Genomic DNA, 26,424 nt, shown 5'->3' with positions numbered 1-26,424 from the left:
GTTGAAGCTGCCGGAAAGACACCGAATGGTGAGCTGCCGAGGCGCCAGAACGCCAGCAGCTGGAGCTCCTCCTGGCGCGCTCGATGGTTCGTTTCTCGCTTGAACGACGTGATCGATCTCCCAGGAAGCCGGTCGGGGTGAAGCTCCTCCAGGTCCTTCGGGGCGCGCCGCCCGCCGTGGCTCCGCGAACGACGAGCGCGCCCCGTCGGGCGTGGAAGCGACTCGCGGTCGCCGCCGGTCTCCTGCTCGTCGCGCCCCTCGTCGTGGCGCACGGCCGCGTCTGGCTCGACGGCGCGGCGCCGTCCGAGAGCGTCGGCAGCCCCGCGCGTGGCCGGCTGCTGCACGGGCACCCGCTCCGCCCCTCGGGGCCCGGTCATGTGACCTATTCCTACCTGGGCGCCAGCCTCGGACGCCAGTACGTGCACGGCGCGGTTCGCGACGCGCTGGAAGAGGCGTTCGCCGCGTGCGCGGCCGCCAGGCCAGGGCGGCGCTTCGTCGTGGGGGAGACGGGCCACCGCGATGGCGGCCCGTTCTGGCCTCACCGCACGCACCAGAACGGGCTCAGCGTCGATATCTTCGTCCCGCTGCGCGACGGCGCGGGGCGGCCCGCGGAGGTGTCGACCTATCCCTGGAACAAGCTCGGTTATGACCTCGAGTTCGACGCGCAGGGCCGATCGGGCGAGCTGACGATCGATTTCGACGATCTCGCGCGGCTGCTGTCGGCGCTGGACGAGAAGGCCAGGCCAAGGAAGCTCCGGATCCAGCGGATCATCCTCGCGCCGGAGTACGTGCCGCTGCTGCTCGCGAGCCCCGCGGGCCGCAAGCTGGGCTCGCTCGCAGGGGCGATCCCCCGCGGCCCGGTGTGGTGGCGGCACGACGAGCACGTGCACATCGATTTTGCGTTCGCGGCCGGCCGCCCGCGCTGAGCGAAGTTGTCGACGGCGATGGCGCCGGAGCCGCTCGCGCTGCCGCCCCCGGCCGCGACCGAGTCAGGCCCGTCGCTCTCCTCCACGCACGAGGCCGGTGGCTTGACGAGCTGGTTCCATGACGTTACCGCTGGGAAGGCCCGCGAGCGGCGCGGGTCGCGCGTCGCGCAGCGGTGAGGCGCGGAGCCCGCCATGGACGACAGCTCCGGATACCGCATGTACGTGTTCCGCAGCGGCCGCCGCGACGTCCCGGGGCGGCGGCTCGTCGACGAGCTCGCGGGCGACCTCCGGGCGATCGCCGGCCCCGAAGGCGCGGAGCGCCCTCACGACCTCGTGCTCAGCGCCTTGATCCGCGCAGGCGAGCTCGAGTCCCTCCTCGCCGACACCGGCGCGGAGAGCGCCTCGGCGCTGGCGCAGCTCACCGACGATCTCGCCGCCGCGCTGATCCGCGGCGACGGCGCGGGCGCGCTCGCGGGCGGCCAGCCATCTGGCCACGGACAGCCAGACGTCGGGCCACGGACGGCCAGCCGTCTGGCCACGCCCGAGGCCCTCACGGCCGTCGTGGTCCCGGCCATCGTCTCGACGTCGCCGCCCGAGGGGTTCTCGTTCTACGCGCTCCACCCGCTCGATTTCGCCCGGCTGGCCGAGCGGCTCGCGTCCCCGCCGGCGCCGGTCCGGGTCGCCGGTATCCGCAGCATCGGCACGACGCTGAGCGCGGTGACGGCCGCGGCGCTCCGCGGGCAGGGGATCCGGGCCGGGCGCACCACCGTGCGCCCATCAGGTCACCCCTACGACCGCCGCGTCGAGCTCGACGCCGGGCAGATCCGCTGGGTCGAGGACGGCATTACCGAGGGAGCGCGGTTCTGGGTCGTCGACGAGGGGCCGGGCCTCAGCGGCTCCTCGTTCCTCGCCGCCGGCGACGCCCTGGTCCGCGCGGGCGTCCCGCACGCCAGCATCGTTTTCCTCGGCTCCCGCGCGCCCGATCCCGACGCGCTCGTCGCGCCGGACGCCGCCCGCCGCTGGCGGTCCTTCCGCTCGGAGCGCGCCGAGGGCGGGGCGCAGCTCCCCGGCGACGCGGGCGAGCCCATCGGCGCCGGGGCGTGGCGCCGCCGCTGCTATGAGGACGAATCGCGCTGGCCGCCCTCCTGGACGTCCATGGAGCGCCTCAAATACATTTCCCGCGACGAACGCCGGATCCTCAAGTTCGAAGGGATGGGCCGCTACGGGGCGGAGTGTCTGGAGCGGGCATACGGCATCTTCCGGGCCGGCTTCGGGCCGGAGCCGCGCGACGAGGGCCAGGGATTCTGCTCGTATCCATGGCTCCCTGGCCGACCGCTCCAGGCCGATGATCTGTCCTCCGCGGAGCTCGAGCGCCTCGCCGACTACTGCGCCTTTCGCGCTTCGGCCTTCCCTGTGCCGAGCCCTGCGGCCGACGAGCTCATTGCGATGGCACGCACCAATTTCTCGCTGGAGATGCGGAGGGAGCTCCCGGGTGAGCTCCACCTGGAGCTCGCGCGTCCGGTGATCGTCGATGGCAGGATGGATCCCCACGAGTGGCGCAGGTCCGCCGCGGGTGAGCTGGTCAAGGTGGACGCCTGCGGGCACGGCGACGAGCACTTCCTCCCTGGCCCCACGGACATCGCCTGGGATCTCGCCGGCGCCATCGTCGAGTGGCGGATGCCGCGAGGCGCCCGGCGCGCCTTCCTGGAGCGGTACCGGCGCCGCTCCGGTGATGATCCCGAGCGGCGCCTGCCGGCGTATCTCCTCGCCTACACGCTCCTGCGTCTGGGTCACGCCGCGATGGCCGCGGCGTCGATCGCGGACGAGGGCGAGGCGCTGCGCCTCTCCGCGGCGCGACACCGCTACCGCGCGGCCCTGATCGAGGGCCTCCGCCCCGCGGCCGCCTCGGGGGCGCTCGGCCAGCGCCGCGTGTGAGCGATTCCGCCAGGGATCTGGGACGCTGGGACGCGCCGAACCAGGGCAGGCGCGAAGCCCGGGGCGCTTCTCATGGCCGCGGCGTCCCGGCACCGGACGGAGTGACACTACGTGTGCCCAGACGTTTACAGGAGGGCATCCGAAATGACACTACGTGTGCCCGGACGTTTACAGGAGAGCATCCGAAATGACACTACGTGTGCCCGGACGTTTACAGGAGGGCATCCGAAATGACACGAGGTGACTCTATGCGTTTACAGCGCGGGGTGCTGGTGAACCTGCGCGCCTGATCCGAGAGGCGCGGAGCCTTCCTGCCGAGCACGCCTGCGCTGCTTTCTTGCTCTCGCCGACGGCAGGTCCACGCCCTTGGCCCCGAGGACTGGCATCGACCGAGAGGTCGCTCCTCGGCGGCGCGGCCGAGCAGGGCGGGGGCTTCTACGTCGGCGCGTCGGAGCTGCTCTCCTCCTTCCGCGTCGACTTCGACCCGGCGTTCCGCAGCCGCGGCGTCGTGGCCCGGTGCGCGAGGACGCCGTAGATTGGCGAGCCGCGCGCTCCGGCGCTGCTGCTCGACGTCGCCCGCAGCGTCACCTCGCGGGGCGGGCGAGGTGCGGCGGGATGCCGGCTCCTTGTTCCACGCCTCGAACGCGGCCGTTCCAGATCGCCGCCTGGCGCCGCTCGGGGTAGCGCAACATACTCTGGACGCGATTCTTGAGCCGTTTCGGGCGGATTTCGTATGCCCGCCTCCGGGCCTGCCGCTCCGGCTGTCCCTTCACCGGTTTCAGCCCGGTGCCCCCATGGGTCTGCGCGGAGATGCCGTCGCCGAGCCTGGCGCGCCGCAATCACAGGCCCCGTCACGTTGATCGCTGACGAACGCTGGCTCCTGGCGGAGCGGACTCCGACGGCGCGAACGATCGTCTGAACGGAATCATGATGTGGAGGCAGAATGAAGAAGAGAGAACTTGGTCATCAGCTTGGTCTCGCGGTGTGCGCGGGCGCCGCGCTCGGCCTCTTTACGGGCTGCTCGATTGAAGGCGCGTCCGACGAGGCGCTCGATGCATTGGGGTCGCATTCGTCCGCGATCATCGGCGGCGAGCTCGCCGAGGCGAGCCCCTGGGCCGTGCAGATCTTCGACGTGCGGAGCACCGGCGACTTCTACCAGTGCACCGGAACGCTCGTCGCGGCGCGCTGGGTGCTCACCGCGCAGCACTGCATCGCGGACGAGGGCGAGACCTCGGCGGTGCGCGTCGGCAGCAACACGTACCTCGCGGGCCAACGCATCGCGGTCGACGCCGTCGAGGTGCCCTCGGCCGCCGCCGACATCGCGCTGCTCCACCTGACCGAGGACGCCAGCGGCCCGGTCGTCCAGCTGGCCGAGGCGACGTCGGTCGCGATCGGCAGCGACGCGACGGCCTACGGCTGGGGGAGCGAGGGCACGCCGCTCGTGATGGCGCCGTCGCTCAAGAAGGCGACCCTCCACATCGACGGCTGGTACTCCGTCGAGGAGCTCCTGGCGACGGGCGTGACGGGCTCGGGCTGGAGCGGCGACTCCGGCGGCCCGTGGTTCGTCGATGGGCGTCAGGTCGCCGTGTTCTCGGCTTCGAACGGGCAGAACGGCACGAACCTGCACGCGAAGCAGCTCGGCGTCGACGTCGCGCGCCACCGCGCCTGGATCGACGCCACGATCGCCGGCGGCCCCACCGTCCACCCCAGCGGCCGGGTGGTGCTCCACGATCTCTCGAACTTCTCCGGCATCTCGCAGGGCTTCGGGATCGGCCGCCACGACCTCCCGAACTCGACGATCATCGGAGACAACCGCGCGAGCGCCATCAGGGTCCCCGCCGGGCTCCGGGTCACGGCCTTCATGCACGGCAGCTTCGGGGGCGAGGCGCGCGTCTTCACGTCGGACACGGATCTCGTGGCCGCGGGCTTCAGCGACACGATCTCGAGCATCGTCGTCTCGAACGCCTCGGACCCGCAGCTCGACGTGGTCACCTTCTACGAGCACGCCAACTTCTCGGGCCAATCGGTCATATACGGCGTCGGCTCCGGCCTCTTTTACAGCACCCCATGGGACCAGAGGGTCAGCTCCGTCCGCGTCCCCTCCGGCTTCAAGCTGACGCTCTACAACGGGCTCTGGCGCTACTCGGCCGAGTCGCGCGTCTTCACGGCAGACGCGAACCTCGCCCCCCAGAGCTTCGACGACCAGACCCGGAGCTTCCTCATCGAGCGCTTGTAGGAGCGAGCGCGCGGAGCGGCCAGCGCTCTCGCGTCGCGAGGCTCACCATTCCGGTGCCACCGGCGGCCCGAGCAGGCGACCGATCGCCTCGTGGACGACCCGGGCCGCCACCTCATCCCCTGGAGCGACGGCGTTCGTGCCGGCACGCGGTGCTCGAAGCCGCTGGGGTCACGACAGAAATCCCCGCCAATCGGATCGAAACCCCCGCCGTGTCGAGGCCGCGCGAGGGGGTGATACTCCTCCGCTGAAGGCGGTCCGGGCGACCGTCCGCCGAGGAGAAGGCGTGATGAAGACGGACGAGCTCGGGAAACATGCAGTGGACTTCGGGCGCGAGCGAGCCTTGAGCTACGACGACCAGGTGCGCCGTTTCTGGGCGGGTTATGGCGTCATGCAGCAGGTCATCGCCGAGGTGATCGCCGCTGCGCTCCCCGACAAGGAGGCCGCGTCGCTGCTGATCGTCGGCGTCGGGACCGGGAGCGAGGTGAAGCCGCTCGCGCGCTATGCGGGGGCCGGCGTTCGTTTCCGCGGGGCATGCTGCTCTGGCGGGCTTCGGGCCGACGGGAGCACCTCAGGACGCGTGCTTTCGCGCGGGCCCGTGTCGGGCCGGGTGAAGAAGAAACCGCGAACGCCGCCAAGCACTGTCCGCGGTGAAGGGCTCGTGGGCATCACCGGTCCGACCGCACGGCCACGCTGCACGCGCTGGTTGACATAGAGAACCTTACATGACCGCCTTTGCAGGCGGTCAGGCGGGATCGCACCGGCCCAGCACGGACGGACGCGCGCGGCCGAGGCGCGGGCCGTGGGTAGCTCGGCCGCGGCGGGATCCAGCCCCGTGGAATCAACCGTTCTCTGGCCACCAAACGCCCCGGCGCGCGGCCGCACGGCGCCGTTGCGCTCCACGAACCCGCTCGGTACCCTCAGGGGGAAAATGACGTCCACCGTGCCGCAGGGCTGCTGCGAGAGGAGCCATGTCGACCGTTCGGCTCCCCCTCTGACCGGAGCCCTGCCTCCCGCCGCCGCTCCCTCCGGCCCGATGAACAAACGGCGCGGCGCCCCGTCCGCCCTCCGAGGCATGTCGCGCTCAGCGGCGCGCACCGACATGCGAATCAAGCACCACGCCAGGGCCGAACGCCGTGGCTTCGCGGATCGATGAAAGGAGTTGTGACGACATGAAGAGGTTCTTGGCTCTTTTTGCCGCCCTGGGCTGCTCCCTCGCCACCTCGCTCGCGCTCGCGGATCCTCTCCCTGTGACCGGCCAGTGGCGGACGATCGATGAGCAGGGGGTCGAGCAGTCGGTGGTCGAGATTTACGAGAGGGGCGGGAAGATCTTCGGCAAGATCGTGAGCTTGAAGCAGCCGCTCGACGAGAAGGGGAAGCCGAAGATCTGTACCGCCTGTGAGGGGGCCGACAAGAACAAGCCCATCGTGGGGCTCGTCATCATCAGGAACATGGTCCGCGATGACGACGAGTACGACGACGGTACGATCCTGGATCCGAACAACGGCGAGACCTATAGCTGCAAGCTCGAGGCGATCGAGGGCGGGAAGAAGCTGAAGGTGCGCGGCTTCTTGGGCATCTCCCTCCTCGGCAGGACCCAGACCTGGCTGAAGAAGTAAGACTTCTCATCCACCGGTCGTCGGCCGCGCGGGCGGCGTGGGTGCGGCGGCCGCCGCGCGACGTGCTACACCGCGGGCTCGCGATGGCCCTCCGGGGCGATCGCCCCCCGAGCATCGATATGACTCAGCCCCAGCCCGACAATCCTCTTCACGGTGTCACGCTCCAGATGATCCTCGAGCACCTGGTCGCGCAGCATGGCTGGGAGCAGCTCGGGCGCATGATCGACATTCGCTGCTTCAAGTACGATCCCAGCATCAAGTCGAGCCTGCACCTCCTGCGACGGACCCCGTGGGCCCGGCAGCAGGTGGAGGCCCTCTACCTGCGGGACAAAGCCAAGCCCAGCCCGTGACCGGCCGGCTCGATCGCACGCCGAGCGCCGGGAGCCGGGAGCGGCGCGGTGTCGTGCTCACCGCGAGCCGGGCGGCGCGTCCCTGACGCACCACGCCTCCTCCAGCGCTGGAGTCAGGCGCCCGGGGCACGCACGAACTGCTCGTAGACAACGAGCGTGACCGGCTTGTCGGTGGCGACCTTGACGAGGATGCTCTTGACGCGCAGCCATTCGAGGCCGGTCTTGCCGGCGCCCACGCGCGGCACGCCGATCCGCGCGATCCCCGCCCCGGCGGCGTGCGTCACCATCGCGGCGAGCGAGCGCTCGAGCGCGGCGAGCGTGGGCCTCTTCGTCGCGTTCTCCTGGATCGCGAGGGTGTACACCGTGTCGCCGCCCTCGCTCCAGACGAAGGCCTCCCCGAGCTGGAGCCTCCGCTCGGCGCTCCGCTGCTCGAACGCCGGGAGCAGGCCCGGCCAGCGCTTCTTGAAGGTCACGGAGATCCCCGTGTCCATGTTGCCCACGCAGCTCACGCCGTGCGCGTACGCGTGAAGATCCGGGGTGTTGAGGAGATCGCCCTTGGTGAAGATCGTCGGCACGCGGGCACCCTAGCACTGCCGCGGTCGGTTTCCACGCCGCCTGCCCGGGTGAACAGCGCGCAGCGCTCATCGACGAGACATGTACACGTCGATCACCGTTCCCCGGCGCCCAGTGCCCGCGGCGTCCGTGAAGGAAAAGGCGCTCCGCTCGCCCTCGCAATTGCCGCGCGCGTCGCAGCGCATGTCGCGGAAGTCGCGGAGATCGATCGACGGTGGTTCCAGCTCAGCGCTTCCTGGAACGCGAGAGGCCCTGAGCGATGGAGCCCACGAGGGTGATGCCCGTCCCGTCAAAGCCCGATGCCACCAGGGCGCGGGCCAGCGCGGGCTGGATGCCCGTGATCATGGCGGACGCGCCGAGCAGCCGGATGGCGCGCACCATCTCGATCAGGTGCCTGGCGCCGGCGTCGTCGAGCGCCGCGGCGCCGGTCATGTCGAGTATCACGCGGTCGACCCCGCCGCCGGCGATCGCAGGCAGGAGCCGCGCCGCGATCTCCGCGCTCCGCTCTCGGTTGAGCGCCCCGATGATCGGCAGCGCCAGCGCGCGCTCTCCCACGTCCAGGATGGGCGCGGAGAGGGCGAGGATCTCACCGCGCTGCTGCTCGACGAGCGCCAGCGTCGCGTTCAGCTCGTCCAGCAGGCGGCCGCGCTCCTCGGCGGAGCGCTCCGCGCCGATTCGCGCCGTCTCGTCCGTGTGGTGGAACAAGACCCCCAGGGCGCCCGTCACGGGATCACGCACCGCTCGCCCCTCGATCGCGTGCAGGCGCTCCCCGTCCACGGTGCGGACGAGCATCTCTCGCGTCACGATGTCGCCGTCCAGCGCCGCCCTGAGCATCGCGTCCGCCTCGCCGGGCTCACCCAGCCAGGCGCTCCACGTCCCGGTGCGGCCGAACGCCCGCAGAGCCGCTGGGTTCTGCATCAGGAGGTCTCCGCTCGGGTCGACGAACGCGATCATCACGGAGGTGTGGCGCAGCGCCTCGATGCCTCGGACGAGCTCCGGCTCAGGCGCTCCCCCGGGGGGGAGCGCCTGGCTCAAGATCGCGATTCGCCCATCGTCGAGCTCGACGCTCGAGGAGTGGAGCGTCACCGTCACGGGCACCCCGCGCGGGTAGAAGGTCCAGCTCTCGCGCACGACGCCCCCCTCGCGCAGCTGCGCGGCGAGGGCCTCGAAGCGCGTCCGGATCGGCGCAGGCACCGCCGAGAAATCGCGCGCGAACAGCTCGTCGCGATCCTGCGCCCTCCACAGCTCCAGGCCGGCCTCGTTCACCCAGCAGACCCGCGAGCGGTCCACGTCGAGGACCCACACGGGGATGGCCGACAGCTCAAGCCCGGCCAAGCGCTGCGCAAGCTGCATCGGTATCACACTCGCTTACCGGGCTGCGGCGCGCAATGGGCGCCGGTCCGCCGTGTGATGCTCCTCATAAATTCGGCCTGGAGCGGCGGCAGGAGCACCTGGCCGCGCTGCCATCCTCCTGGGCCAGCTCCCGCGCCGACTGGAAACATGCCGCCTCGCCCTCCTCGATCCGCCGCCATGGGGGAGAGCTCCGATGCGGAGGCTGCTCTCTGTCGTTGCGTACGTCGCGATTTCGCATGGCTGTTGGATGGACCTGTTCTCGCTCTCCCTGCGAAAAGAAGTTTCTTGCCCAGTAAAAGTCCAGCGGCGAGCAGCCTTGCGACGCCGAGCGACCGGTAGATGCCCGTGGACAGCGCGGGACAGGTCGAGGTGACCTGGCGCGATCTCGTGCGGAACAACTTCCAGAGCCAGGAGGGGTGCAGCAACGGCAAACACGAGGCGTACAGCGATGGCCCGTTCAGCGTGACCGTGTGGGGCTGGGGGTCGGAGGTGCCCTTCCACAACAACAGCGACGCTTACCCGGCCGGCGCGAGCGTTCGAGCGATCAACCCCGTCGTCATCCCTCCGGAGACTCCGCTGTGAGCGGGAGATGCGGTATCAGGGGCGGTGGGCCACGCCCGGGCGACCCCGGCCGGCGCGCGCGCAGCCCAGGCGGACCAGGTACGGCCGTCGTGGCAAGGCGGCCGCGGAGCGGACGCCGGGGCTCGCGGCGGCGCGTCGAGGGGAGATAGCCGCGGCTGGCGTGGCTACGGTGATCCCACGTCTCGCGCTCATTTCTTTCCCGACGTTGCTCTACGGAATTTCCGCGATGGTGCGGTGAGGACCGCGGCGATAGGTTCCCCACCTGCGATCCCGGTTCGTCCGCGGCAGCCGCGCGCGGCAGCTGTGTCGAGCTCCATCCCGGTGGCTGACCGGAGAGCGCACGCTCATGCTCAAGCGCCTCATCCTCATCGATGGCCCCTCTTCGAGCAGCGATGGACGCTCGATCCGCGGGACGCCGCTCCTCTCCCCGTCCGACAGGGCGGCGCTCTCCAGGGAGTTCCCTGGCGTGGAGGTGGAGAGCGGCGCGCCCGGCCCATCCGGGGGGGCGCTCCACGCCGTCGTCGACGCCCGCGCGTGGCGCGCGTCGGCGCTCGATTTGTGGGCGCTCGACACCCGCCTGCACGCGCTCGACGCCGGCGGCCTCTTCGACCTCCGCATCGAGGGGCTCGAGCGAGCGGGCGCCGCGCGCGCCGCCCACGAGGTCCTCACACGGTGCCAGCGCTTCCTCCGCAGGAGGAATCTCGCCTCCGCGACCGAGGTGTTCGACCGGGTCCTCGGGCGTCACCGGGAGCTCCACGATCTCGACAGGCCGCTCGTCCGCGCCGACCACGATCATGCGATCGACGTCTGGCAATGGATGCTCCGGCTCGAGCCGCGCGCCGGCGTCGCCGTCCAGGTGGCGGCGCTCTTCCACGACGTGGAGCGGCTCGTCTCCGAGGCGGACGTCCGGAGAGAGCACCGCGCCCCGGACTACCAGGCGTTCAAGGACGAGCACGCGCGGCGCGGGGCGGTCCTGACGCGCGCCGCGCTCACCGGCGTCGGGCTCGCGCCGGAGGTCCTCGACCGGATCGGCGCCCTGGTGGCGTCGCACGAGCGGCCGGGGGACGACGCCGAGCTCGCCTTGCTGAACGACGCCGACGCGCTCTCGTTCTTCTCGCTGAACAGCGCCGGGTTCCTCGACTGCTACGGGGCCGAGCACACCCGCGCCAAGGTGGCGTACACGCTCCGCCGCCTCCGGCCCGAGGCAAGGGCGCTCTTGCCGCGGATCCGCTGCCGCCCCGAGGTGGAAGCGATGATCCCCGGCGAGCCGGGCAGGCCGCCGGCGCTTGCGCCGGAGACGCAGGCATCGAGGAGGTCCGCTCCGCCATGAGGCTCGTCATCTTCGGTCTGACGATCAGCTCGTCCTGGGGCAACGGCCACGCCACGCTGTGGCGCGGCGTCGTCTCCGCCCTCGGGCGGGCCGGGCACCGCGTCACCTTCTTCGAGCGCGACGTCCCTTATTACGCCGCGCACCGGGACCTGACCGCGCTCTCGCACGGCAACACGCTCCGGCTCTACACCTCGTTCGAGGACGTCCTTCCCGAGGCCAGGCGCGCCGTCCGGGAGGCCGACGCGGCGATGGTCACGTCGTACTGCCCCGACGGCGGCCCCGCGACCGACGTGGTCCTCGAGTCCGGCGCGCTCAAGGTCTTCTACGATCTCGACACGCCGGTGACGCTGGATCGCATCCAGGCCGGACAGCCGGTCGGCTACATCGGCCCTCGAGGCCTCGCCGATTTCGACTGCGTGCTCAGCTACACCGGCGGCGCGGCGCTCGATCGGCTCCAGGCGCAGCTCGGCGCCCGGCGGGTGTTCCCGCTCTACGGCAGCGCGGACCCGGCGGTGCACCGCCCGGTCCCGCCGCGGGACGGCTTCCGCGGGGATCTCTCGTACCTCGGCACGTACGCCGCCGACCGGCAGGCGGCGCTCTCCCGCCTCTTCCTCGAGGCGGCGAGGAGGCTGCCCGAGCGGCGGTTCGTCATCGGGGGCTCGCTCTATCCCGAGGACTTCCCGTGGGCGCAAAACGTCTATTACCTGCGCCACGTGGCGCCGCCGGATCACCCGGCGTTCTATTGCTCCTCGCGGCTGACGCTCAACGTGACGCGGGGGGCGATGGCGGCGATGGGCTACTGCCCTTCCGGCCGGCTCTTCGAGGCCGCCGCCTGCGGGACGCCGATCCTGAGCGACGGGTGGGAGGGGCTCGACCGGTTCTTCACGCCGGGGAGGGAGATCCTCGTGGCGGCGACCACGGACGAGGCGGTCGCGGCGCTCTCGCTCCCGGAGGGCGAGATCGCGGCCATCGCCCGCGCGGCGCGGGAGCGGGCGCTCGCGGAGCACAGCGCCGCGCGCCGCGCGGCGGAGCTCGTGGCCATTCTCGAGTCGGTCTCGGCTCACTGAACGGAGCCGAGGTCGGCTCATCGAACGGAGGGACGGCGCGATGTGGGGAGTGATTCCGGCGGCGGGCCTGGGCAGCAGGATCCAGCCGCTCGCGTTCTCGAAGGAGCTGCTCCCGGTGGGGACGCGCCTGGACGGCGACGTGGAGCGGCCGCGCGCGGTCAGCGAGTACCTCATCGACCGGATGGTGCTCGCCGGCGCGACCCGGCTCTGCATGGTGATCTCGCCGGGCAAGTCGGATATCGTCGAGTACTACGGCGCGAGCGTCGGCCCGGCGCACATCTGTTATGTGGTGCAGCCGGCCGCCGCCGGGCTCTGCGACGCCATCTTCCGGTCGCTCCCCTGGATCCGGCCGGAGGAGGACGTGCTCGTGGGGCTCCCCGACACGGTGTGGTTCCCTGAGCACGGGCTCTGCTCGCTCGGCGGCGGGGGGCTCTCGTTCCTGCTCTTTCCGGTCGAGCATCCGGAGCTCTTCGACGCGGTCGTCACCGACGAGGGGGGCCGGGTGCTCGAGATCCAGGTCAAGCAGCGCAACGCGCGCTCGCGGTGGGTCTGGGGCGCCTTCAGGCTCACGGGGGCGGTGATGCAGGAGCTCCACGACCTCTGGCGCGAGCGCGGGCGGGAGGACCCGTACATCGGGACGCTCGTGAACGAGTACCTCGCCCGCGGCGGCAGCGCGCGCGCCGTGCGCGCCGGAGAGGCCTATGTCGACGTGGGGACGCTGCACGGCTACCACGAGGCCATCCAGCTCCTCAGCCGCGCCGCCGCGTGAGGGGAGGAGCCATGGAGAGGTGCGTCGAGGGAGCGGCGAAGTGGACGCGGGAGCAGATCCAGGAGCGCGTGCGCGGGCTCGGGCCGTGGTTCCACAACCTCGATCTCCGCGGGGTGAAGACGGCGCCCGACCATTTCCTGGGGGATTACCCCGCGTTCAAATGGAGGGGCTTCGCCGACGCCGTCCCGGCGGATCTCACGGGCAAGACGGTCCTCGACATCGGCTGCAACGCCGGCTTCTACTCGCTCGAGATGAAGCGGCGCGGGGCGGCGCGCGTCCTCGGGATCGACAGCGACGAGGACTACCTGGCGCAGGCGCGCTTCGCCGCGGAGGTCTCCGGGGCGGACATCGAGTTCCGGAACCTCTCCGTGTACGACGTCGGCAGCCTCGGAGAGCGCTTCGATCTCGTGCTCTTCCTGGGCGTCCTCTACCACCTCCGCCACCCGCTCCTGGCGCTCGATCTGCTCCACGAGCACGTGGTCGGACACACGCTGATCTTCCAGAGCATGCAGCGCGGCAGCGCGGAGGTGGCGCCGCTGGAGGAAGATTTCCCCTTCTCCGAGGAGGAGATCTTCGACGAGGCCGGTTATCCCCGGCTCCACTTCGTGGAGCACAGCTATGCGCACGACCCGACCAACTGGTGGGTGCCCAACCGGGCTTGCGCCGAGGCGATGCTGCGGAGCGCCGGCTTCGAGATCGTGAACCACCCCGAGCCCGAGGTCTACCTCTGCCGCCGGCGCGCGAGGGCCGCCGGTCGTCCGCCTGGCGCCGTCTACCCGGCGAGGCGAGCTTTCGTGAAGGGAGAGCAGGCGTGATCGAGGCGGTGATGCTCTGGAACGAGCCCAACAACAAGTCGCACTGGGATTTCGAGATCGACCCCGAGTGGACGACGTACGGAACCATGGTGAAGCTCGCCGCGGACGCGATCCGGAGCGAGCGCCACTGGCTGCTGCGCGTGCTGGGCGGCATCTCGCCGATCGATCCGGGGTTCATCGCCAACATGGGGCGGCAGGGCGTGCTCGAGCACGTCGATGTGGTCGCGGTGCACGGCTTCCCTCTCGACTGGAATCACTGGCAGATCCACGAGTGGCCCGCCAAGATCGAGGAGATCCGCGTGGTGACCGACAGGCCGCTCTGGATCACCGAGATCGGCGTCTCCACGTTCGGCGCCGAGGAGGTGCAGGAGTTCGGTCTCCGGCGGAGCGCCGAGCTGCTCCGCGGCAAGGTCGAGCGGATCCACTGGTACAGCCTCTATGATCTGCCGCGCGCGTGGCCGGCGACGACCCGGCACCGCGAGGCCGAGGGCTCGTCGTATTACCGGCATTTCTACATGGGCCTGCTCCGCGAGGACGGGACGCCGAAGCGCGCGCTCCGGCTCTTCCCGGAGTACACCCCTGAATTCGGTCTATGCCAGTGGTTCCACTTCGAGGACCACCGGCTCGACGACGCGGTGGCGTGGCTGAAGGAGCTCGGGGTGCGCCACCTCCGCACGGGCCTCAGCTGGGCCGACAGCTTCCGCCCCGGCGCGGAGGCCTGGTTCGACCGACAGATGAAGGCGCTCGAGCCGTTCGAGGTGACCCTGACCTACTGCTTCACCCCGGAGCACGCCGGCGTCCGGCCCCACCACACGAGCCCTCCGCAGCGGATCGAGGAGTTCGCCGACTTCTGCGCCCGGATGACGCGGCGCTACGCATGAGACGACGCTGTGCGTAACGTGCGTAACGCGCGCAAAGAGCGCAAAGAGCGCAAAGAGGCGAGGGGCGGGTACGCGCCGGCTCGTCTGTCCGCGCTTTACGCGCCGTCTGGCGCGCCGCGTCGCCGTTTGGTAGTGTGGAGATCGCTGCGTTTTGCGCCAGGACGACCTGACCGCATGCGCTCCAGGTGGCTCATGTCCCACATCGCGAGCACGCCGAAGCGAAAGAGGTTACCCGAGGAGCACCGCGGCACCCCGGGGGGGCGACCGGGGCCGCGGGCCGAGCCGTGCCGCGGGCGCGCGGAGGTGCCGTCGTGAACCTCGCCGTGCTGCGCCGCCAGGGCCCCTCCGCCCAGGAGCTCGCGTGGCCGCCGTTCTCGTGGCTCTCGTCGGGCCGGGCGCCGCGCTGTCTCGTCGTGCTCGCCCATCCGGACGACGAGACCATCGGGCTCGGCGCGCGGATCGGCCGGCTCAGCCCGATCGAGGTGGTCCACGTGACCGACGGGGCGCCGCGCGACGAGCGCTTCGTGCCGGCGGGCCTCGCCGGCATCGGGCGCGAGCGCTACGCCGCGCTCCGGCGCGAGGAGGTGACCCGCGCCATGTCGGCCGGCAACGTGCCCGCGGGGCGGCTCAGGTGCCTCGGCGCGGTCGACCAGGAGGCGATCGAGGAGGCGCCGAGCCTCACCCGGCGGCTGGTCGAGCTGTTCGCCCGGACGCGGCCCGAGGTGGTGTTCACCCACCCTTACGAGGGCGGCCACCCCGATCACGACGCGGTGGCGCTCGCCGTCCACGCGGCGGCGGTGCTCGCCCTCTGGAACGGCGTCACCGCGCCGCTGATCTTCGAGGCGGCGTCGTACCACGCCGCGCGCGGCCGCCTCCTCACCGGCGAGTTCATCGCGCACCCCGGCGTCCCCGAGATCGCGCTCCGGCTCTCGGACATCGAGGCGTCGCGGAAGCGCGCCATGCTGGCCTGCTTCGCCAGCCAGCGGGAGGTGCTCGCCCCGTTCGGCGCGGAGGTCGAGCGCTTCCGGCCGGCGCCCGCGTACGATTTTCGCCGGCCGCCGCACGACGGCCCGCTCCACTACGAGCGCCTCGGCTTCCCGATCGACGGCGCGCGCTGGCGGCGGCTCGCCGCGAAGACGCTCACGCTGCTCGGCCTCGAGCGCGAGCTGTGCCTCTGACGGTCCTGCTCGTCGGTTATCCGCTCGCGCCCGTGGGTCCGGACGCCGTCGGCGGCGCCGAGCAGGTCCTCTCGATGCTCGACGAGGCGCTCTCGCGCGGCGGCCACCGGTCGATCGTGGTCGCCCCCGAGGGCTCCGCGTGCGCGGGGACGCTGGTCGCCACGCCGGCGCCCCCGCCGGGCGCCGTCCTCGACGAGGCGGCCAGGGAGCGGGCCTTGTGCCACCACCGGAGCGCCGTCGCCCGGGCCCTGGACAGGTATCCGATCGACCTCGTCCACTTGCACGGCGTCGATTTCGATCGCTATCTGCCCGAGCCGGGCGTGCCGGTGCTCGCGACCCTCCATCTCCCGCCGAGCTTCTATTCACCTGCGGTGTTCTGTCTCGAGCGGCCGAGGACGTTCCTCCACTGCGTGTCCGCGACGCAGCGGCGCGCCTGTCCGCCGGGGGCGCGGCTCCTGCCCGAGATCCCGAACGGCGTCCGGCTGGAGCACTACCGGCCGAGGCGGCACAAGCGCGGCTTCGCCCTCGCGCTGGGCCGGATCTGCCCGGAGAAGGGCTATCACGTCGCCGTCGAGGCCTCGGTCCGCGCGGGCGTGCCGCTGCTCATCGCCGGCCAGGCGTTCGGGTACGAGGAGCACACGCGGTATCTCCAGGAGGTCCTGCTGCCGATGCTGCGCGGGCCCGGGCCTGTGCGGCGCTTCATCGGCCCGGTGGGCCTCGCCCGGAAGCGCCGCCTGCTCGCGGCGGCGCGGTGCCTGCTCGTCCCCAGCCTCGTGCAGGAGACCAGCTCGCTCGTGGCCCTGGAGGCGCTGGCCTCGGGCACGCCGGTGATCGCGCTGCGCGGCGCCGGCGCGCTGCCCGAGATCGTCGAGCACGGCCGGACGGGGTTCCTTGTGGAAGGCGTTGCGGAGATGGCCGACGCGATGGCGAGCGTCGACCGGCTCGACCCGGCGGCGTGCCGTCGCGCGGCCGAGGAGCGCTTCTCGGCGGCGGCGGCGGCGGCGGCGTACCTCGAGACGTACCGCCGGATCCTGCGCGAAGGGTGAAGCGCCGGGTCGCCGTGCTGGAGGATGGAGGGCGATGCTCGAAGCCTGCGGCCGCGCCGCGGGCATCACAAAGGCCTCTCAGCGAGCGTTGCAGGCGAAGACGTGTTCGATGGCGTCCACGCACATCTGCTCCGCGACCTCTCGGGTGACCCGGGACAGCACCCGGAACCGCGTGAGCTCGGTCAGGGTCTGGTAGACGTTGACCTCGGCGATCACCTCTCCGTCGCCCGCGGCCTCGGCGCTGTAGAAGAGGCGGATCAGGTTGTTCGCCTTCGCCGGCGCGCCCCGGAGCAGGAGGTGAAACTCGATGCTCGGGGTCTTCTCGCCCACGTCCTGCTCGATCCGGTAAGCGTGCCCTGACGAGGCGAGCTCACGGCCGATGGCCTCGAACGTGGGAACGAAGATGTCGGCCAGGATCCGCCGGAATTCATCAATGAACATCTGGCGCCGATCCGGCGGGCTATCGCCTTTCGTGCTCCGGGCCAGGCGATCTCCGTATTTCTTCTGAATGATCCCCAGGCGGATGCGGGTGGTTTCATCGATGGCCACGTGGGTGTCCCTCGGCGGTCAGAACGGGGCGGGATCTCGGGGCGCTCTCGCGGGCGGCTCTCGCGGATGACCGAGCGGACGTCACTTGAGAATCAGGACCTTGGTCTGGCTCGGGACGATGGTCGTCGAGTTCGTGTTGATCTGGTTCCCGAGGCCGCTCGCGCTGAGCACCACCGCCGGTTTTCCCTGCCACAGCGTGTTGCGAGAGAATCGGAGACGCCTCGCGGGGCCCATGTTGCGGCCGGAGATCACGCCGCCGAGGAGCCCGGGGTTGTCGCCGGACGTGAGCGGAATGGTCGTCGCCAGCGTATGGACGGGAGCGGGCCCGATGCGCACTTTGTACGCGGGGGACGTCCCCATGGGCTTCGCCGCAAAGTTTGGAAACGGGACGGGGATGGTCGTCGGAAGACGGCAGACGTCCGGGATGCCAAAGTCCATTCCACCGCGCGATGTGATTGCAAACATGGTCGGTCACCCTACCTGGATCTGATCGGCGTCGATCTTCACGACGTGGCACGCGGTGATCTTGGCGTTCTCGCTGTGGATGGCGAGGTTGCCCTTGGCCGCATAGTCGATGCGCTCGGCGCGCACATGGTCAGCCTCTTCCACGATGCGGTAGGAGCGCTTCACCCGCTGCGACAGCCGTTCGAGCGCCGAGTCGAGGCTCCGGCCGATCAGCTTGGCCCGGTCGACCTCCCCGCGGGCCATCTTGCTGAGGAACGTGAACAGCTCCAGCGCGACGTGCCCCTCCTTGGCCTGGACATGGAAGGTCGACGCGGCCATCGAGAGGTCCTTGCCGGCTGCCAGGTGTACACCGTCGGGCGCCGCGATGCCCAGCGAGCCGCGCCGCAGGCGAATCTGGAGATCTCCTTCGGAGACGAGGTGTGAGGGCGCGCCTTCCTCCCGCTCGAGAACGGCGAGGATGTAATGCGCGCCGTTCACGGCGGTGAGGAGCACCAGGTCTCCCGCGGCGGGCTCCAGCAGGCAGCTCGTCGCGCGCTTCGCGCGGACCTCGCCGCTCTCGGTCTCGACGATGTACGCGGGGCCATCGACGCGGAGCACGGCGCCGTGTTCGGCGTGGGCTTCCCGCTGGGTTTGTCTCGCTCTTGCTGCGCTCTGCATGGTTTCCTCATGAGTGAGGGGTGCGTTGACCGCCGGCAGGCCTCCCAAGGACGTTGGCCTGCCAGTCTTCTGCTTCCTTGAGCTCCTGGTCGTCTCCGTGCGCCAGCGCCTTGCTCGGCGGCCAGATCGCGCCCTTGTCCGCCACGCGGTGCAGCCGCGCGCGCGACAGCGTCGCGTCGGAAAAGTCGGCGAACGACACATCGGCGTGGGAGAAGTCCGCGTGGCTCAGGTCTGCCCGGCAGAAGCGGGCACCCGGGCAGCTCGCCCGGTGCCAGACGCTCATCTCGAGCCGCGCGCCCGAGAGGTTCGTGGCGCCCGCGCGCGCGTCGACGAAGAGCGCCTGGCTCAGGTCGGCCTGGGTGAGGCTCGCGTTCATCAGGGTCGCTTCGACGAAGTCGGCCCGCTGGGCGACGGCGCCGTCCAGCCGAGCCCCGGTCAAGTCGGCGCCCTTGAAGCCGCATTGCGCCAGCGTGGCCCCTGAAAAATCGCAGCCGCGCAGGTCGGCGCTGGTAAACTGCGCTCTGCTGAGGTCCATCCGCCGGAAGTCCTTGGGCCCCATCCGCACCTCGACCAGGATCGCTTCCACGAGGGTGATCCCCGTGAGAATGGCCTGGGACAGGTCCTGACGGAACAGGACGGCCCTGGTCAGGTTGGCCTGAGAGAAGTCCGTGCCCTCGAGCGTGACGCCAAACAGGGTGCCGTCGGTCAGGTCGGCCCGGACCAGTCGGGCGTTCTTGAGCTGGGCATGGTCGATGGTGGCCGACGAGAGATCGGCTCCGGTCAGATCGGCCGATTCGAGGTCCACGGCCGAGACGCTCGCTCCAACCAGCGAGGCGCCGGCGAGCACGGCCCCCGCGAGCGTGCAGTCCATGGCCGTGCCAAGGTGAAAATCCAGCCCCTTCAGGTTGGCTCCCGCGAGGTCACAGCGGTGAAAGATCGCCTCGCGCACCTTGACGCCGGTGAGGTTGGCGTTGGTGAAGCGGACATCTTCGAAGATCCCGCCGGAGAGGTCGAGCCCCGACAGGTCGAAGCCCGACAGGTCCAGCTCCGAAACGACCTCTTCTTGCTCGATCAGCTTGCGCAGCGCTTCCCTGTCCATGCTCCCTCTAGGCCGGTATTACCCTGAGTCGCTTGAGGTTGGCGCCGGCAAAGCTCGTGTCGTCATCTCCAACCATTCGATCGGCGCACGCGCTGAACAGGCTGGCTTTCTCGAAGTTGGCCCCCTCGACGCGCGCGCTGTTCAGGATGCTCTGCCTCAGGTCGGCGGCGTAGAGCGACGCCCTGGTGAGGTTGGCGCGGGTCAGCATGGCTTCGGCGAGGTTCGCGCGATCGAGGCGCGCCTCCGTCAAGTCGGCCTCGTTGAGCAGCGCGCCGCGCAGGTCGGCGTCGGAGAGGTCGGTGCCGGCGAGGCTCGTCCCCATCAGGTTCGCGCCGGCGAGCGTCGCGCCGGAGAAGTCTGCGCCGGCGAAGGACGAGCCCATCACGCTCGTGAGGTCCTTTGCCATCACGTTCCGGAAGACGGCGCGGTCGCCCTGGGCGGCGATGAACGTGGCGGAGCTCAGGTCGACGCCGGTGAAATCGACCTCGGTCACGTTCACCTCGTTGAAGGTGCACCCCGAGAGCCGCGCGCCCACGAGGCGCGCTCCCGTGAGATCCACCTGCTGGAACATCGCCTCTTCCGCGACGACGTTCTCCAGGTTGGTGTCGCAGAAGTTAGCCTCGGAGAGGTCGGCGCGCGAGAGGTTGGCGCCGGACAGATCCGCTCCCCAGAGGTCCGCCTTGACGAGCACGGCCTCGGCGAACTCGACGCCTCCCGTGGCCTTCACGTCCCGCAGGCACGCCGAACCGAAATTGGCTCCGTCGAGCCTGGCCTCCGAGAGATCCGCGGCCTCCAGGTTGGCTCGCGCCAGGACGGCTCCCGTGAGCTTCGCCTTTCGCAGGACGCTCCCGGTGAGAAAGGCCGACTCGAGCATGGCGCCCTCGAGGTCGATCCCCTCGAGGTCGAGGTGAGAGAGGTCGGCGCCCGTGAGGTCGCACCCCGCGAAGCTCCGCCCCTCCTTGTGCCCGGCCTCCACGTCGCGGCGAAGTCGCAGCGATTCTTCGCTGTCGAGGGGCGCGGAGGCCGCCAGGAGGTGCGCGAGCCGCGGCCCGTCCTCGCCCAGCTCGGCGAAGGACGAAGCCCTGTCGTCCAGATCCTCCGCCGACGCGAAGCCCTCGCCGTCCGCGGGCTCACCCCCCCAGGCCTCGTCCTCGGGCAGCGCGCGGGCAGCCTCGGGCGCCTCGTCGGGGAGGTGGAATGGGTCGTCGAGGTCCTCGCCAGCGGCGGCCTCTTCCTCGAAGGCTCGCCAATCCAGCGACGACACCAGCTCTTCGGTCTTCTCTGGCGTGAAGCCCTCGCTCGTCAGCGATCGCCGCATGCGCTCGCGGACCTCCGACATCCTGATCTCGCTCGGACGCTCGGCGTCGTTCTGACGCGCCCTGGCCAGCAAGGCGCCGACGTCGACCCCGTGCGCCGTCAGCCCGCTGCCGAGCTTGCCCTCGACGAGGCGGACCACGGCCTCTTCGGATTCTTCCGGATCATCGAGGGACGCGAGGTCGCCGGAGGGCTCTTCCCGGGCGAGGTGCGCCTCTGGATCGATGCCACGGTCTCGCAGCTGCTTCTTGCCCCATTCCGTGAGCGCTTCCTGCGCGCGAAGCGCTTCGGCCTCCTCGGGGTCGTCTTCCAGGGCGGGCGCCGTCGCCGAGGCTGCAAACGCGAGCGCCTCCGGGTCCGCCTCGTGGTTCACCCCCGTGTCCGCCTGGGACCACGCGGGGCTCTCGTCTTCCTCCGTGGCTGGCTCCGCCTCGTCCTCGTCGGCCGCGGCTCCAGCCGCGCGCTCGACGGATCGAGCCGGAGTGCCTCCCAGAAACCCCTCTCGCCTGAGCTTCGACGCGAGCCCGGAGAGCGTGTCATCGGGCAGCGGCGGCGCCTCCGGGTCTTCGGGCTCGGGCATGAGCATGTCGTCCTGATCCTCCGGGAGATCGTTGCTCGGAAGGCCAAGCCGGGGGATCAGGTAATCGTGGTAATACGCGGCGGGCCTGGGAGCACCCATGGCCTCGCAGGCGACCAGCACGGCGACCACGTCGTCCGCGTCGTCCTCGGAGATCTCGATGCCGCCGCGGAAGAGGACGACCCCGCGCTCGCGGTGCGGGAACAGACGCACCGTGTCGAGCCTCATCGCGGGCTCGTGGATCTCCACACCGTCGCTCGCCTTGAGGACGACGAAGCATCGACTTACGACCCCGGGGAGGGCGCCTTCGATCCGGGGCTTGTCGGGGTGCATGTTCTCGACGACGAAGGCCTCGTCGCCCCGGAAAACCCCGTCGATCTGCTGGTCTTCCGGGGCCATGTTGAACAGCGTCGGGTCCAGATCCCGCGCGAGACCAGGGAAGCACTCGTCGCGCCACGCCGCGTCGTAGGTGCCGATCTTGGAGAACCGCTGGGGCCACGTCAGGTCGTAGCCGTCGAGGCCGGCGGGCATCGGGCAGTCGCCGCGCGCGTGGATGAGGTGCCTGGGCGACTCGATGTTGGGGAGCGCCGCGCTCTTGTCGCCGTGGCCTTTGCCCAGCGGGTTCTTGGCGAAATCCTTCCCGCCAAAGGCGTTTCGCCAGGTGACGGGCATCTCGGTGAAGGGCGCCGGATCCGACATGCCGAGCATCCCCCACGTCCGGTCGCCGATGACGTAGAGGCTCTTGTCGATCGGTCCGAGCTGGACGCGGACCGAGCTCGCGGGGCGGGCGAGGCGCCCCGGCGGATAGCAGCGGCCCGTGACGAGGAGCTCGCCCCGGGTCTTGGGGTTGAACTCGTCGAAGAGGCCGTCCTCGCCGAGCTCCTCCATGGCCATCTTCCAGACCGTGGGCTCATAGAGCAGCCGGGCCGGCCGGTCGTAGGAGAAGCCGACGAAGGTGGTGACCACCAGGTGCGGGGCGCGCTGGTGCATGAAGACCCTCGGCACCACCCCGAGGCGCATGGGCTTGACGATTTTCATCCGACGGACTCCAGGGGGCGGGCTCGATGGGGCGTTCGACTCGGCGCTCGGCGCGAGGCTGCTCCGCGAGCAGCAGGTGAATTACTGGATGAGGTGCAGCTGCCCCTTGTGGAAGCCGAGCTGGTATTGAATGCGACACAGGTTGGATGTGTAGTGGATGTTCTTCGCGTTGAGCTCTGCCCGCGTCACCTTCTTCACCTCGTTGGGGGCATATTTGTATGCCAGCCCGTTGATCCTCTCGGTCTTTGTCCCCCGGATGATCTCGACCCGGGACCCGATCGTGGTCTTGTAGAGCCCGGTGATGGTGCTCTCGGCAGGGCCATTGACAGTGCTCTGCTTCGGTCCGTGGAGCGTGAATTTGACCGGGCCGAAGACCTCGGCGATGTTACCGCCCCTGACCGTTTTCCTGCTTCCCCCCGCGTGAACCGTCGTCGTTCGCCCTGCGTAAAAGTTGCTGGTGGCGTGACCGCGGACGTCCGCACGTCGCGTGCCGTTGATATCGACCTCGCTGGTGCCGTTGACCGTCGTCTGGCTCGACGTGTAGATCGTCGTCTCTCGCCCATTGAAGAAAGTGCTCTTGTCGCGGCCTTGGATGCTGGTGTTGCGCCTCCCGAGGACGCGCAGGCCGCTGTCGCCGCCGATGTGGGCGGTGCGATCGCCCACGAGCCTGAACGTGTCGTCGCCCCCGATCGTCGTGGACCGGTTCCTCGTGATGGCCGTCTTTCGGTTGCCGCGGAGAATCGTCTTCTCGTTGCCGAGGATGGTCGTGTGGCGATAGCCCAAGATCACGTTCTGTGAGTATCCGGCGATGAAGCTCCCGGCGTATCCCCCGACGGCGCTCAAGCTGAAGCCCCCGATCACGCTCTCGGAGATGCCGACGGTGAGCGCCGTTCGGTTGCCACACACGATGTTCTCGGAGGAGCCTCCGATGAACACGTAAGCGTGGCCCTGCGACTTGACTTCGTACGACGCGCCGCCGTTGGGCGCCCCCATCCGGAGGTAGGTGTTGTCATAAGGCGTCGACAGCGTGACCCGCTCTTGCCCGGCCTGGTCTTCCAGCTCGAGCCGGTTCCGCCCGCCCGTCTGGATCACGTTCCGCGTGTTGTTCCCCGACGTGACCGGGCTCGGCGTCAGCGCGTTGGGCGCGACGCCGACGATGGCCGGCCTATCGGGATCGCCCCCCTCGAAGGCGCACATGACCTCGACGCCGGCGCGCAGCGGGAAGTGGAAGCCCTCGATGCCGCCGCCGTGGGGCTGGAGCATCCGGACCCATGTCGACGCCTTCCCCCCGCTCAGGTCGCTCTCGTCGAAGTGGAACTTGATCCGGTAGCGACCATGGGTGTCGATCTGCGCGTACTCGCTGACCGCCGCGCCCTCGACGATCGCGATCTCGGTGCCGTAGATGCGCGGCCACTCGGTGACCTGCGGCGCGCGGAACTGCGTCGTCACGGGGATGGCCTTGGCCTCCATGCGGTAGTTCTCGGTCCACGTCGCGAAGTCGCGGAGCTCGGGCATGTCCGGGGCCTGGTTGGACCAGTGCTCGACCTCGATGGTCAGGTACTTCGTGTTGAACGCGGCCCGCGGGTGGTCCTCGATCTCGAAGGTGAACCCGGGGACCACCGTCGCCGCCTTGCCCATCGCCTGGTAGACGACGCCGGTCGCGGAGAGGCTCTCGGCCTTGATCCGCGCCAGCCGCGCCCCGTCGCCCGACGAGAAGAACCGCGCGCCGTACAGGCTGACCTCGCCGAAGCCGCTCGGGCTGACCGACGCCTGCCCGGTGACCGGTACGGCCGGCGTGGCGTAGTTGTAGTCCTTGAGGCGGACCGTGCCGGGCATGGCGTCATGCCGGCAGGTGAAGGCGTGGAACGTGTCCTTCGCCGTGTTGGCGCCGCCTGGCTGCGGGTAATAACGAATGGGCTTGCCGCCATGGGGCTGATGGGCCGACTTGTCATCGACAAGCACCAGCGTCTCGCCGCCCTCCCCGTGCTCGAAGTGATAATAGATGCCTTCGCGCTCCATCCACCGGGCGACGAAGGCATAGTCGGTCTCGCGGTACTGACAGACATGCTCTTCGGCGGTGTAGGAGCCCTGGAGCAGGAGGGAGCAGTCCGTGACGCCGCCCTTCTGAAGGACGGCTTGAAGGATCGCCGGGATGGCCTGCGCGGTGAAGACACGGCTGTGAAACGACATGGCGAGCAAGGCGAGGCGCGGGACCATGGTGGCCCGGAAGACGGACCGGCCGGCGAACTCGTTGATGAGCTCGATGCTGCCGAGGACGCCGCTCCGAAGGAAGGGCTCGCCGCCGTCGCTCCGCTCCAGGGAGATGCTCACCGGCTGCCCCACGGCCGCCGCCATATCGAAGCTCTGGCCGACGTCGTTCGTCATCACCAGGTAGAGCTCGAAGCGATAGGGCCTCGAGATGCCCTCGGTGCCGTGAAAAGCTACGAGCTTGGTGGAAGAGGGCAGGGCGCTTGACTGGACGACGAAATTGTCAGGCATGGCGAGCCTCGCGGGTGGGAAACAGCGGCAGGCGCAGACGCGCTGGAGAGCCTAGACGGAATGTGTGTCAATTGTGTGGCAGATTACCTGCTTGTTGTTGTCTATCGATGACGATGAAGTGACGGATTCGTCGCAGGCGATGTCGTCCGGTTGGCGACGTCCCGCTCGCGCCCATCGTCACGCGGCAGCGGTCCGCGCCGGCTCGCCTCTTTGCCGCCAGCGGCGCAGGACCGCCGTCCTCTCGGCGCGCTACATCCGGATCAGCGGTCGCCCTGCGAGGGCCGTCAGGAAGAGCGCCAGCGCGACGGCGCCGTAGCCGACGCCGAACGCGATCACCCACCCCACGGCCCGCCGCGCGCGCGGCCCAGACCCCTGCGCCCGCGCCGACAGCCAGTAGCCGACCAGCGGGACGGCTTGCAGCGCGTGCATCCCGAAGAAGTGGGCGATGCGCAGGTCGCCCCCTCGCGTGCTCCAGTTGACGGCGGGGAGCCCGGGCCCGCCGTCGGCGACGCCGACGCTGTGCGCGTTGTGCGCCGACATGAAGCCGCCTTCCGCGCAGGCCAGCAGGAACAGGACGAGACCCAGCCGGATGCCCCAGAGATACGGGGCCGGCAGCGGAGGTCGCGTCGCCCAGAACCTGTACGCGAGGTACGCCGCGAGCGCCGTGTTCACCAGGATGGCGATGCCCATGAGCGTGAACACCGCCCCGTCGAACAGCGTCGATTGATTGAAGTGCGACGCCACGCCCCGCGCCGCCTGCGCGGTGATCGCGATCATCTCGAAGCTCACCATCGCCACCGTGCCCCAGACGACGGCCCGGCGGCCTCTCGGCGGGAGCGCGACATCGCCGACGAGCCAGTTGATCGTCAGGAGGTAGATGGCGATCGAGGCGGCGAACTTCGCGGGCTTGATCCACGGGTTCACCCCCATCACGAGGCGCACGTCGAGCGGCGCGACGGCGAGCAGCACGACGAGCAGCGCGACGTGGGCGGCCGCCGCCATGAACAGGACGGGACTTCGCCGGAGGAGCTCCTCGATCGAGCGAGGCAGCGAGGGCGAGGGGCTCAGCGAGCGCGCGCTCATGTCAGGCCTCCCCGGCGGGGCGCGGAGCCGCGGTGGTGACGACGGCGCGCGGCCATCGAGCGGCGATCGCGCGGACGGCGAGGTAGAGCGAGAACCCCAGCGGCCCGAGCATCAGCGTCAGATAGAGCACCGGGGCCATGAGCCACGGCGAGATGTCGCGATCGCGGCTGTCGAGGTACACCCACCGGCCCACGAAGAGATCGAAGGCGAGGAAGTGAACCCAGCCGATCGTGGCGCCCGCGGGCGAGCCGAGCAGCGGGGCGACCGCCGCGAGGCTCGGCTGGTTGACGATCGGGAACACCTCGCGGAGGACCGGGAGGACGAGCGCCGTGTAGAGCAGCGCGGGCGCGACGACCACGAGCGGCGACTCCATGATCCGCCGCGTCCATCGAGAGCGGGGCAGAAAAACCATCAGGAACCAGAACGGCATCACGAGCAGGCCGCTCAGCCCAAAGACCCTATCCATCATACCCTCCACCGGCTGCT

General features: G+C 70.2%; 24 protein-coding genes. 14 read left to right on the top strand and 10 right to left on the bottom strand.

What is annotated here, in order from left to right:
• Positions 1-137 precede the first annotated feature (137 nt).
• The 6 genes from WMF34_RS34535 (at position 138) to WMF34_RS34510 (ending at position 7,063) form a co-directional block, all read left to right on the top strand.
• Positions 138-926: a penicillin-insensitive murein endopeptidase gene (locus WMF34_RS34535; protein WP_437990500.1), complete on the top strand. Its 789-nt coding sequence runs from the start codon at positions 138-140 to the stop codon at positions 924-926.
• Positions 927-1,118: 192 nt separating this feature from the next.
• Entirely contained in the window at positions 1,119-2,861 is a 1,743-nt protein-coding gene (locus WMF34_RS34530; protein WP_437990499.1) for a hypothetical protein, read from the top strand.
• A 943-nt stretch (positions 2,862-3,804) separates the two neighbouring features.
• The gene (locus WMF34_RS34525) at positions 3,805-5,097 is read left to right on the top strand and encodes a trypsin-like serine protease (protein ID WP_437990498.1); all 1,293 of its coding nucleotides are present in this window, start codon (positions 3,805-3,807) and stop codon (positions 5,095-5,097) included.
• 286 nt (positions 5,098-5,383) lie between these two features.
• Positions 5,384-5,809: a hypothetical protein gene (locus WMF34_RS34520; protein ID WP_437990497.1), complete on the top strand. Its 426-nt coding sequence runs from the start codon at positions 5,384-5,386 to the stop codon at positions 5,807-5,809.
• A gap of 457 nt (positions 5,810-6,266) precedes the next feature.
• Entirely contained in the window at positions 6,267-6,713 is a 447-nt protein-coding gene (locus WMF34_RS34515; RefSeq protein ID WP_012239409.1) for a DUF2147 domain-containing protein, read from the top strand.
• 119 nt (positions 6,714-6,832) lie between these two features.
• Entirely contained in the window at positions 6,833-7,063 is a 231-nt protein-coding gene (locus WMF34_RS34510; protein ID WP_437990496.1) for a VF530 family DNA-binding protein, read from the top strand.
• Between the two features lie 113 nt (positions 7,064-7,176).
• On the opposite strand, the gene WMF34_RS34505 is transcribed toward WMF34_RS34510, so the two are convergent.
• Both WMF34_RS34505 and WMF34_RS34500 read right to left on the bottom strand, forming a co-directional pair.
• Entirely contained in the window at positions 7,177-7,638 is a 462-nt protein-coding gene (locus WMF34_RS34505) for a macro domain-containing protein (RefSeq protein ID WP_437990495.1), read from the bottom strand.
• Between the two features lie 223 nt (positions 7,639-7,861).
• Complete coding sequence (locus WMF34_RS34500; protein ID WP_437990494.1) at positions 7,862-8,971, bottom strand: STAS domain-containing protein; 1,110 nt, start codon at positions 8,969-8,971, stop codon at positions 7,862-7,864.
• A gap of 357 nt (positions 8,972-9,328) precedes the next feature.
• Here WMF34_RS34500 and WMF34_RS34495 point away from each other — a divergent pair, with 357 nt between their 5' ends.
• The 8 genes from WMF34_RS34495 (at position 9,329) to WMF34_RS34460 (ending at position 16,657) form a co-directional block, all read left to right on the top strand.
• The gene (locus tag WMF34_RS34495; RefSeq protein WP_012239405.1) at positions 9,329-9,571 is read left to right on the top strand and encodes a hypothetical protein; all 243 of its coding nucleotides are present in this window, start codon (positions 9,329-9,331) and stop codon (positions 9,569-9,571) included.
• A 346-nt stretch (positions 9,572-9,917) separates the two neighbouring features.
• Complete coding sequence (locus WMF34_RS34490) at positions 9,918-10,901, top strand: DUF4202 family protein (protein ID WP_437990493.1); 984 nt, start codon at positions 9,918-9,920, stop codon at positions 10,899-10,901.
• Positions 10,898-11,968, top strand: coding sequence for a CgeB family protein (locus WMF34_RS34485; RefSeq protein WP_437990492.1), 1,071 nt, complete (start codon positions 10,898-10,900; stop codon positions 11,966-11,968). The genes WMF34_RS34490 and WMF34_RS34485 overlap by 4 nt, the downstream gene beginning before the upstream one ends.
• A gap of 40 nt (positions 11,969-12,008) precedes the next feature.
• On the top strand, positions 12,009-12,737 hold the full coding sequence (locus WMF34_RS34480; RefSeq protein ID WP_012239402.1) for a sugar phosphate nucleotidyltransferase: 729 nt from the start codon (positions 12,009-12,011) through the stop codon (positions 12,735-12,737).
• Between the two features lie 11 nt (positions 12,738-12,748).
• On the top strand, positions 12,749-13,552 hold the full coding sequence (locus tag WMF34_RS34475; protein ID WP_437990491.1) for a TIGR04290 family methyltransferase: 804 nt from the start codon (positions 12,749-12,751) through the stop codon (positions 13,550-13,552).
• Positions 13,549-14,433, top strand: a complete 885-nt coding sequence (locus WMF34_RS34470) for a beta-xylosidase (RefSeq protein ID WP_437990490.1) — start codon at positions 13,549-13,551, stop codon at positions 14,431-14,433. Before WMF34_RS34475 ends, WMF34_RS34470 begins: the two co-directional genes overlap by 4 nt.
• Before the next feature lie 311 nt (positions 14,434-14,744).
• Positions 14,745-15,611 carry a PIG-L deacetylase family protein gene (locus WMF34_RS34465; RefSeq protein WP_437990489.1) on the top strand — a complete coding sequence of 289 codons (867 nt, stop codon included), beginning with the start codon at positions 14,745-14,747 and terminating at the stop codon, positions 15,609-15,611.
• Positions 15,602-16,657, top strand: a complete 1,056-nt coding sequence (locus tag WMF34_RS34460; protein ID WP_437990488.1) for a glycosyltransferase family 4 protein — start codon at positions 15,602-15,604, stop codon at positions 16,655-16,657. Before WMF34_RS34465 ends, WMF34_RS34460 begins: the two co-directional genes overlap by 10 nt.
• Before the next feature lie 78 nt (positions 16,658-16,735).
• Here the strand turns inward: WMF34_RS34460 and WMF34_RS34455 are convergent, their stop codons facing one another.
• The 8 genes from WMF34_RS34455 to WMF34_RS34420 form a co-directional block, all read right to left on the bottom strand.
• A complete protein-coding gene (locus WMF34_RS34455; RefSeq protein ID WP_437990487.1) occupies positions 16,736-17,098 on the bottom strand; it encodes a hypothetical protein in 363 nt (120 codons plus the stop codon).
• 189 nt (positions 17,099-17,287) lie between these two features.
• Positions 17,288-17,644, bottom strand: a complete 357-nt coding sequence (locus WMF34_RS34450; protein ID WP_157907928.1) for a DUF4150 domain-containing protein — start codon at positions 17,642-17,644, stop codon at positions 17,288-17,290.
• Positions 17,645-17,677: 33 nt separating this feature from the next.
• Positions 17,678-18,268, bottom strand: a complete 591-nt coding sequence (locus WMF34_RS34445) for a DUF3540 domain-containing protein (RefSeq protein WP_437990486.1) — start codon at positions 18,266-18,268, stop codon at positions 17,678-17,680.
• A 67-nt stretch (positions 18,269-18,335) separates the two neighbouring features.
• A complete protein-coding gene (locus WMF34_RS34440; RefSeq protein WP_437990485.1) occupies positions 18,336-19,427 on the bottom strand; it encodes a pentapeptide repeat-containing protein in 1,092 nt (363 codons plus the stop codon).
• A 7-nt stretch (positions 19,428-19,434) separates the two neighbouring features.
• Positions 19,435-22,356, bottom strand: coding sequence for a DUF2169 family type VI secretion system accessory protein (locus WMF34_RS34435; RefSeq protein ID WP_437990484.1), 2,922 nt, complete (start codon positions 22,354-22,356; stop codon positions 19,435-19,437).
• An 81-nt stretch (positions 22,357-22,437) separates the two neighbouring features.
• The gene (locus tag WMF34_RS34430; RefSeq protein WP_437990483.1) at positions 22,438-24,855 is read right to left on the bottom strand and encodes a type VI secretion system Vgr family protein; all 2,418 of its coding nucleotides are present in this window, start codon (positions 24,853-24,855) and stop codon (positions 22,438-22,440) included.
• Between the two features lie 249 nt (positions 24,856-25,104).
• Positions 25,105-25,938, bottom strand: coding sequence for a hypothetical protein (locus WMF34_RS34425; RefSeq protein ID WP_437990482.1), 834 nt, complete (start codon positions 25,936-25,938; stop codon positions 25,105-25,107).
• Position 25,939: 1 nt separating this feature from the next.
• Positions 25,940-26,404: an ABA4-like family protein gene (locus WMF34_RS34420; RefSeq protein WP_437990481.1), complete on the bottom strand. Its 465-nt coding sequence runs from the start codon at positions 26,402-26,404 to the stop codon at positions 25,940-25,942.
• Positions 26,405-26,424 lie beyond the last annotated feature (20 nt).

Source organism: Sorangium sp. So ce145 (assembly GCF_051525985.1).
Taxonomy (GTDB): Bacteria; Myxococcota_A; Polyangia; order Polyangiales; family Polyangiaceae; genus Sorangium; species Sorangium cellulosum_B.
This window is presented reverse-complemented; position numbering and strand designations above follow the sequence as displayed.

Bases quoted from the DNA above. Each gene is read 5' to 3' on its own strand.
- WMF34_RS34475 (WP_437990491.1), top strand. From the start codon at position 12,749: ATGGAGAGGTGCGTCGAGGGAGCGGCGAAGTGGACGCGGGAGCAGATC.
- WMF34_RS34490 (WP_437990493.1), top strand. From the start codon at position 9,918: ATGCTCAAGCGCCTCATCCTCATCGATGGCCCCTCTTCGAGCAGCGAT.
- WMF34_RS34510 (WP_437990496.1), top strand. From the start codon at position 6,833: ATGACTCAGCCCCAGCCCGACAATCCTCTTCACGGTGTCACGCTCCAG.
- WMF34_RS34440 (WP_437990485.1), bottom strand. From the start codon at position 19,427: ATGGACAGGGAAGCGCTGCGCAAGCTGATCGAGCAAGAAGAGGTCGTT.
- WMF34_RS34450 (WP_157907928.1), bottom strand. From the start codon at position 17,644: ATGGACTTTGGCATCCCGGACGTCTGCCGTCTTCCGACGACCATCCCC.
- WMF34_RS34520 (WP_437990497.1), top strand. From the start codon at position 5,384: ATGAAGACGGACGAGCTCGGGAAACATGCAGTGGACTTCGGGCGCGAG.
- WMF34_RS34515 (WP_012239409.1), top strand. From the start codon at position 6,267: ATGAAGAGGTTCTTGGCTCTTTTTGCCGCCCTGGGCTGCTCCCTCGCC.
- WMF34_RS34525 (WP_437990498.1), top strand. From the start codon at position 3,805: ATGAAGAAGAGAGAACTTGGTCATCAGCTTGGTCTCGCGGTGTGCGCG.
- WMF34_RS34430 (WP_437990483.1), bottom strand. From the start codon at position 24,855: ATGCCTGACAATTTCGTCGTCCAGTCAAGCGCCCTGCCCTCTTCCACC.
- WMF34_RS34435 (WP_437990484.1), bottom strand. From the start codon at position 22,356: ATGAAAATCGTCAAGCCCATGCGCCTCGGGGTGGTGCCGAGGGTCTTC.
- WMF34_RS34420 (WP_437990481.1), bottom strand. From the start codon at position 26,404: ATGGATAGGGTCTTTGGGCTGAGCGGCCTGCTCGTGATGCCGTTCTGG.
- WMF34_RS34530 (WP_437990499.1), top strand. From the start codon at position 1,119: ATGGACGACAGCTCCGGATACCGCATGTACGTGTTCCGCAGCGGCCGC.
- WMF34_RS34425 (WP_437990482.1), bottom strand. From the start codon at position 25,938: ATGAGCGCGCGCTCGCTGAGCCCCTCGCCCTCGCTGCCTCGCTCGATC.
- WMF34_RS34495 (WP_012239405.1), top strand. From the start codon at position 9,329: ATGCCCGTGGACAGCGCGGGACAGGTCGAGGTGACCTGGCGCGATCTC.
- WMF34_RS34485 (WP_437990492.1), top strand. From the start codon at position 10,898: ATGAGGCTCGTCATCTTCGGTCTGACGATCAGCTCGTCCTGGGGCAAC.
- WMF34_RS34480 (WP_012239402.1), top strand. From the start codon at position 12,009: ATGTGGGGAGTGATTCCGGCGGCGGGCCTGGGCAGCAGGATCCAGCCG.
- WMF34_RS34455 (WP_437990487.1), bottom strand. From the start codon at position 17,098: ATGTTCATTGATGAATTCCGGCGGATCCTGGCCGACATCTTCGTTCCC.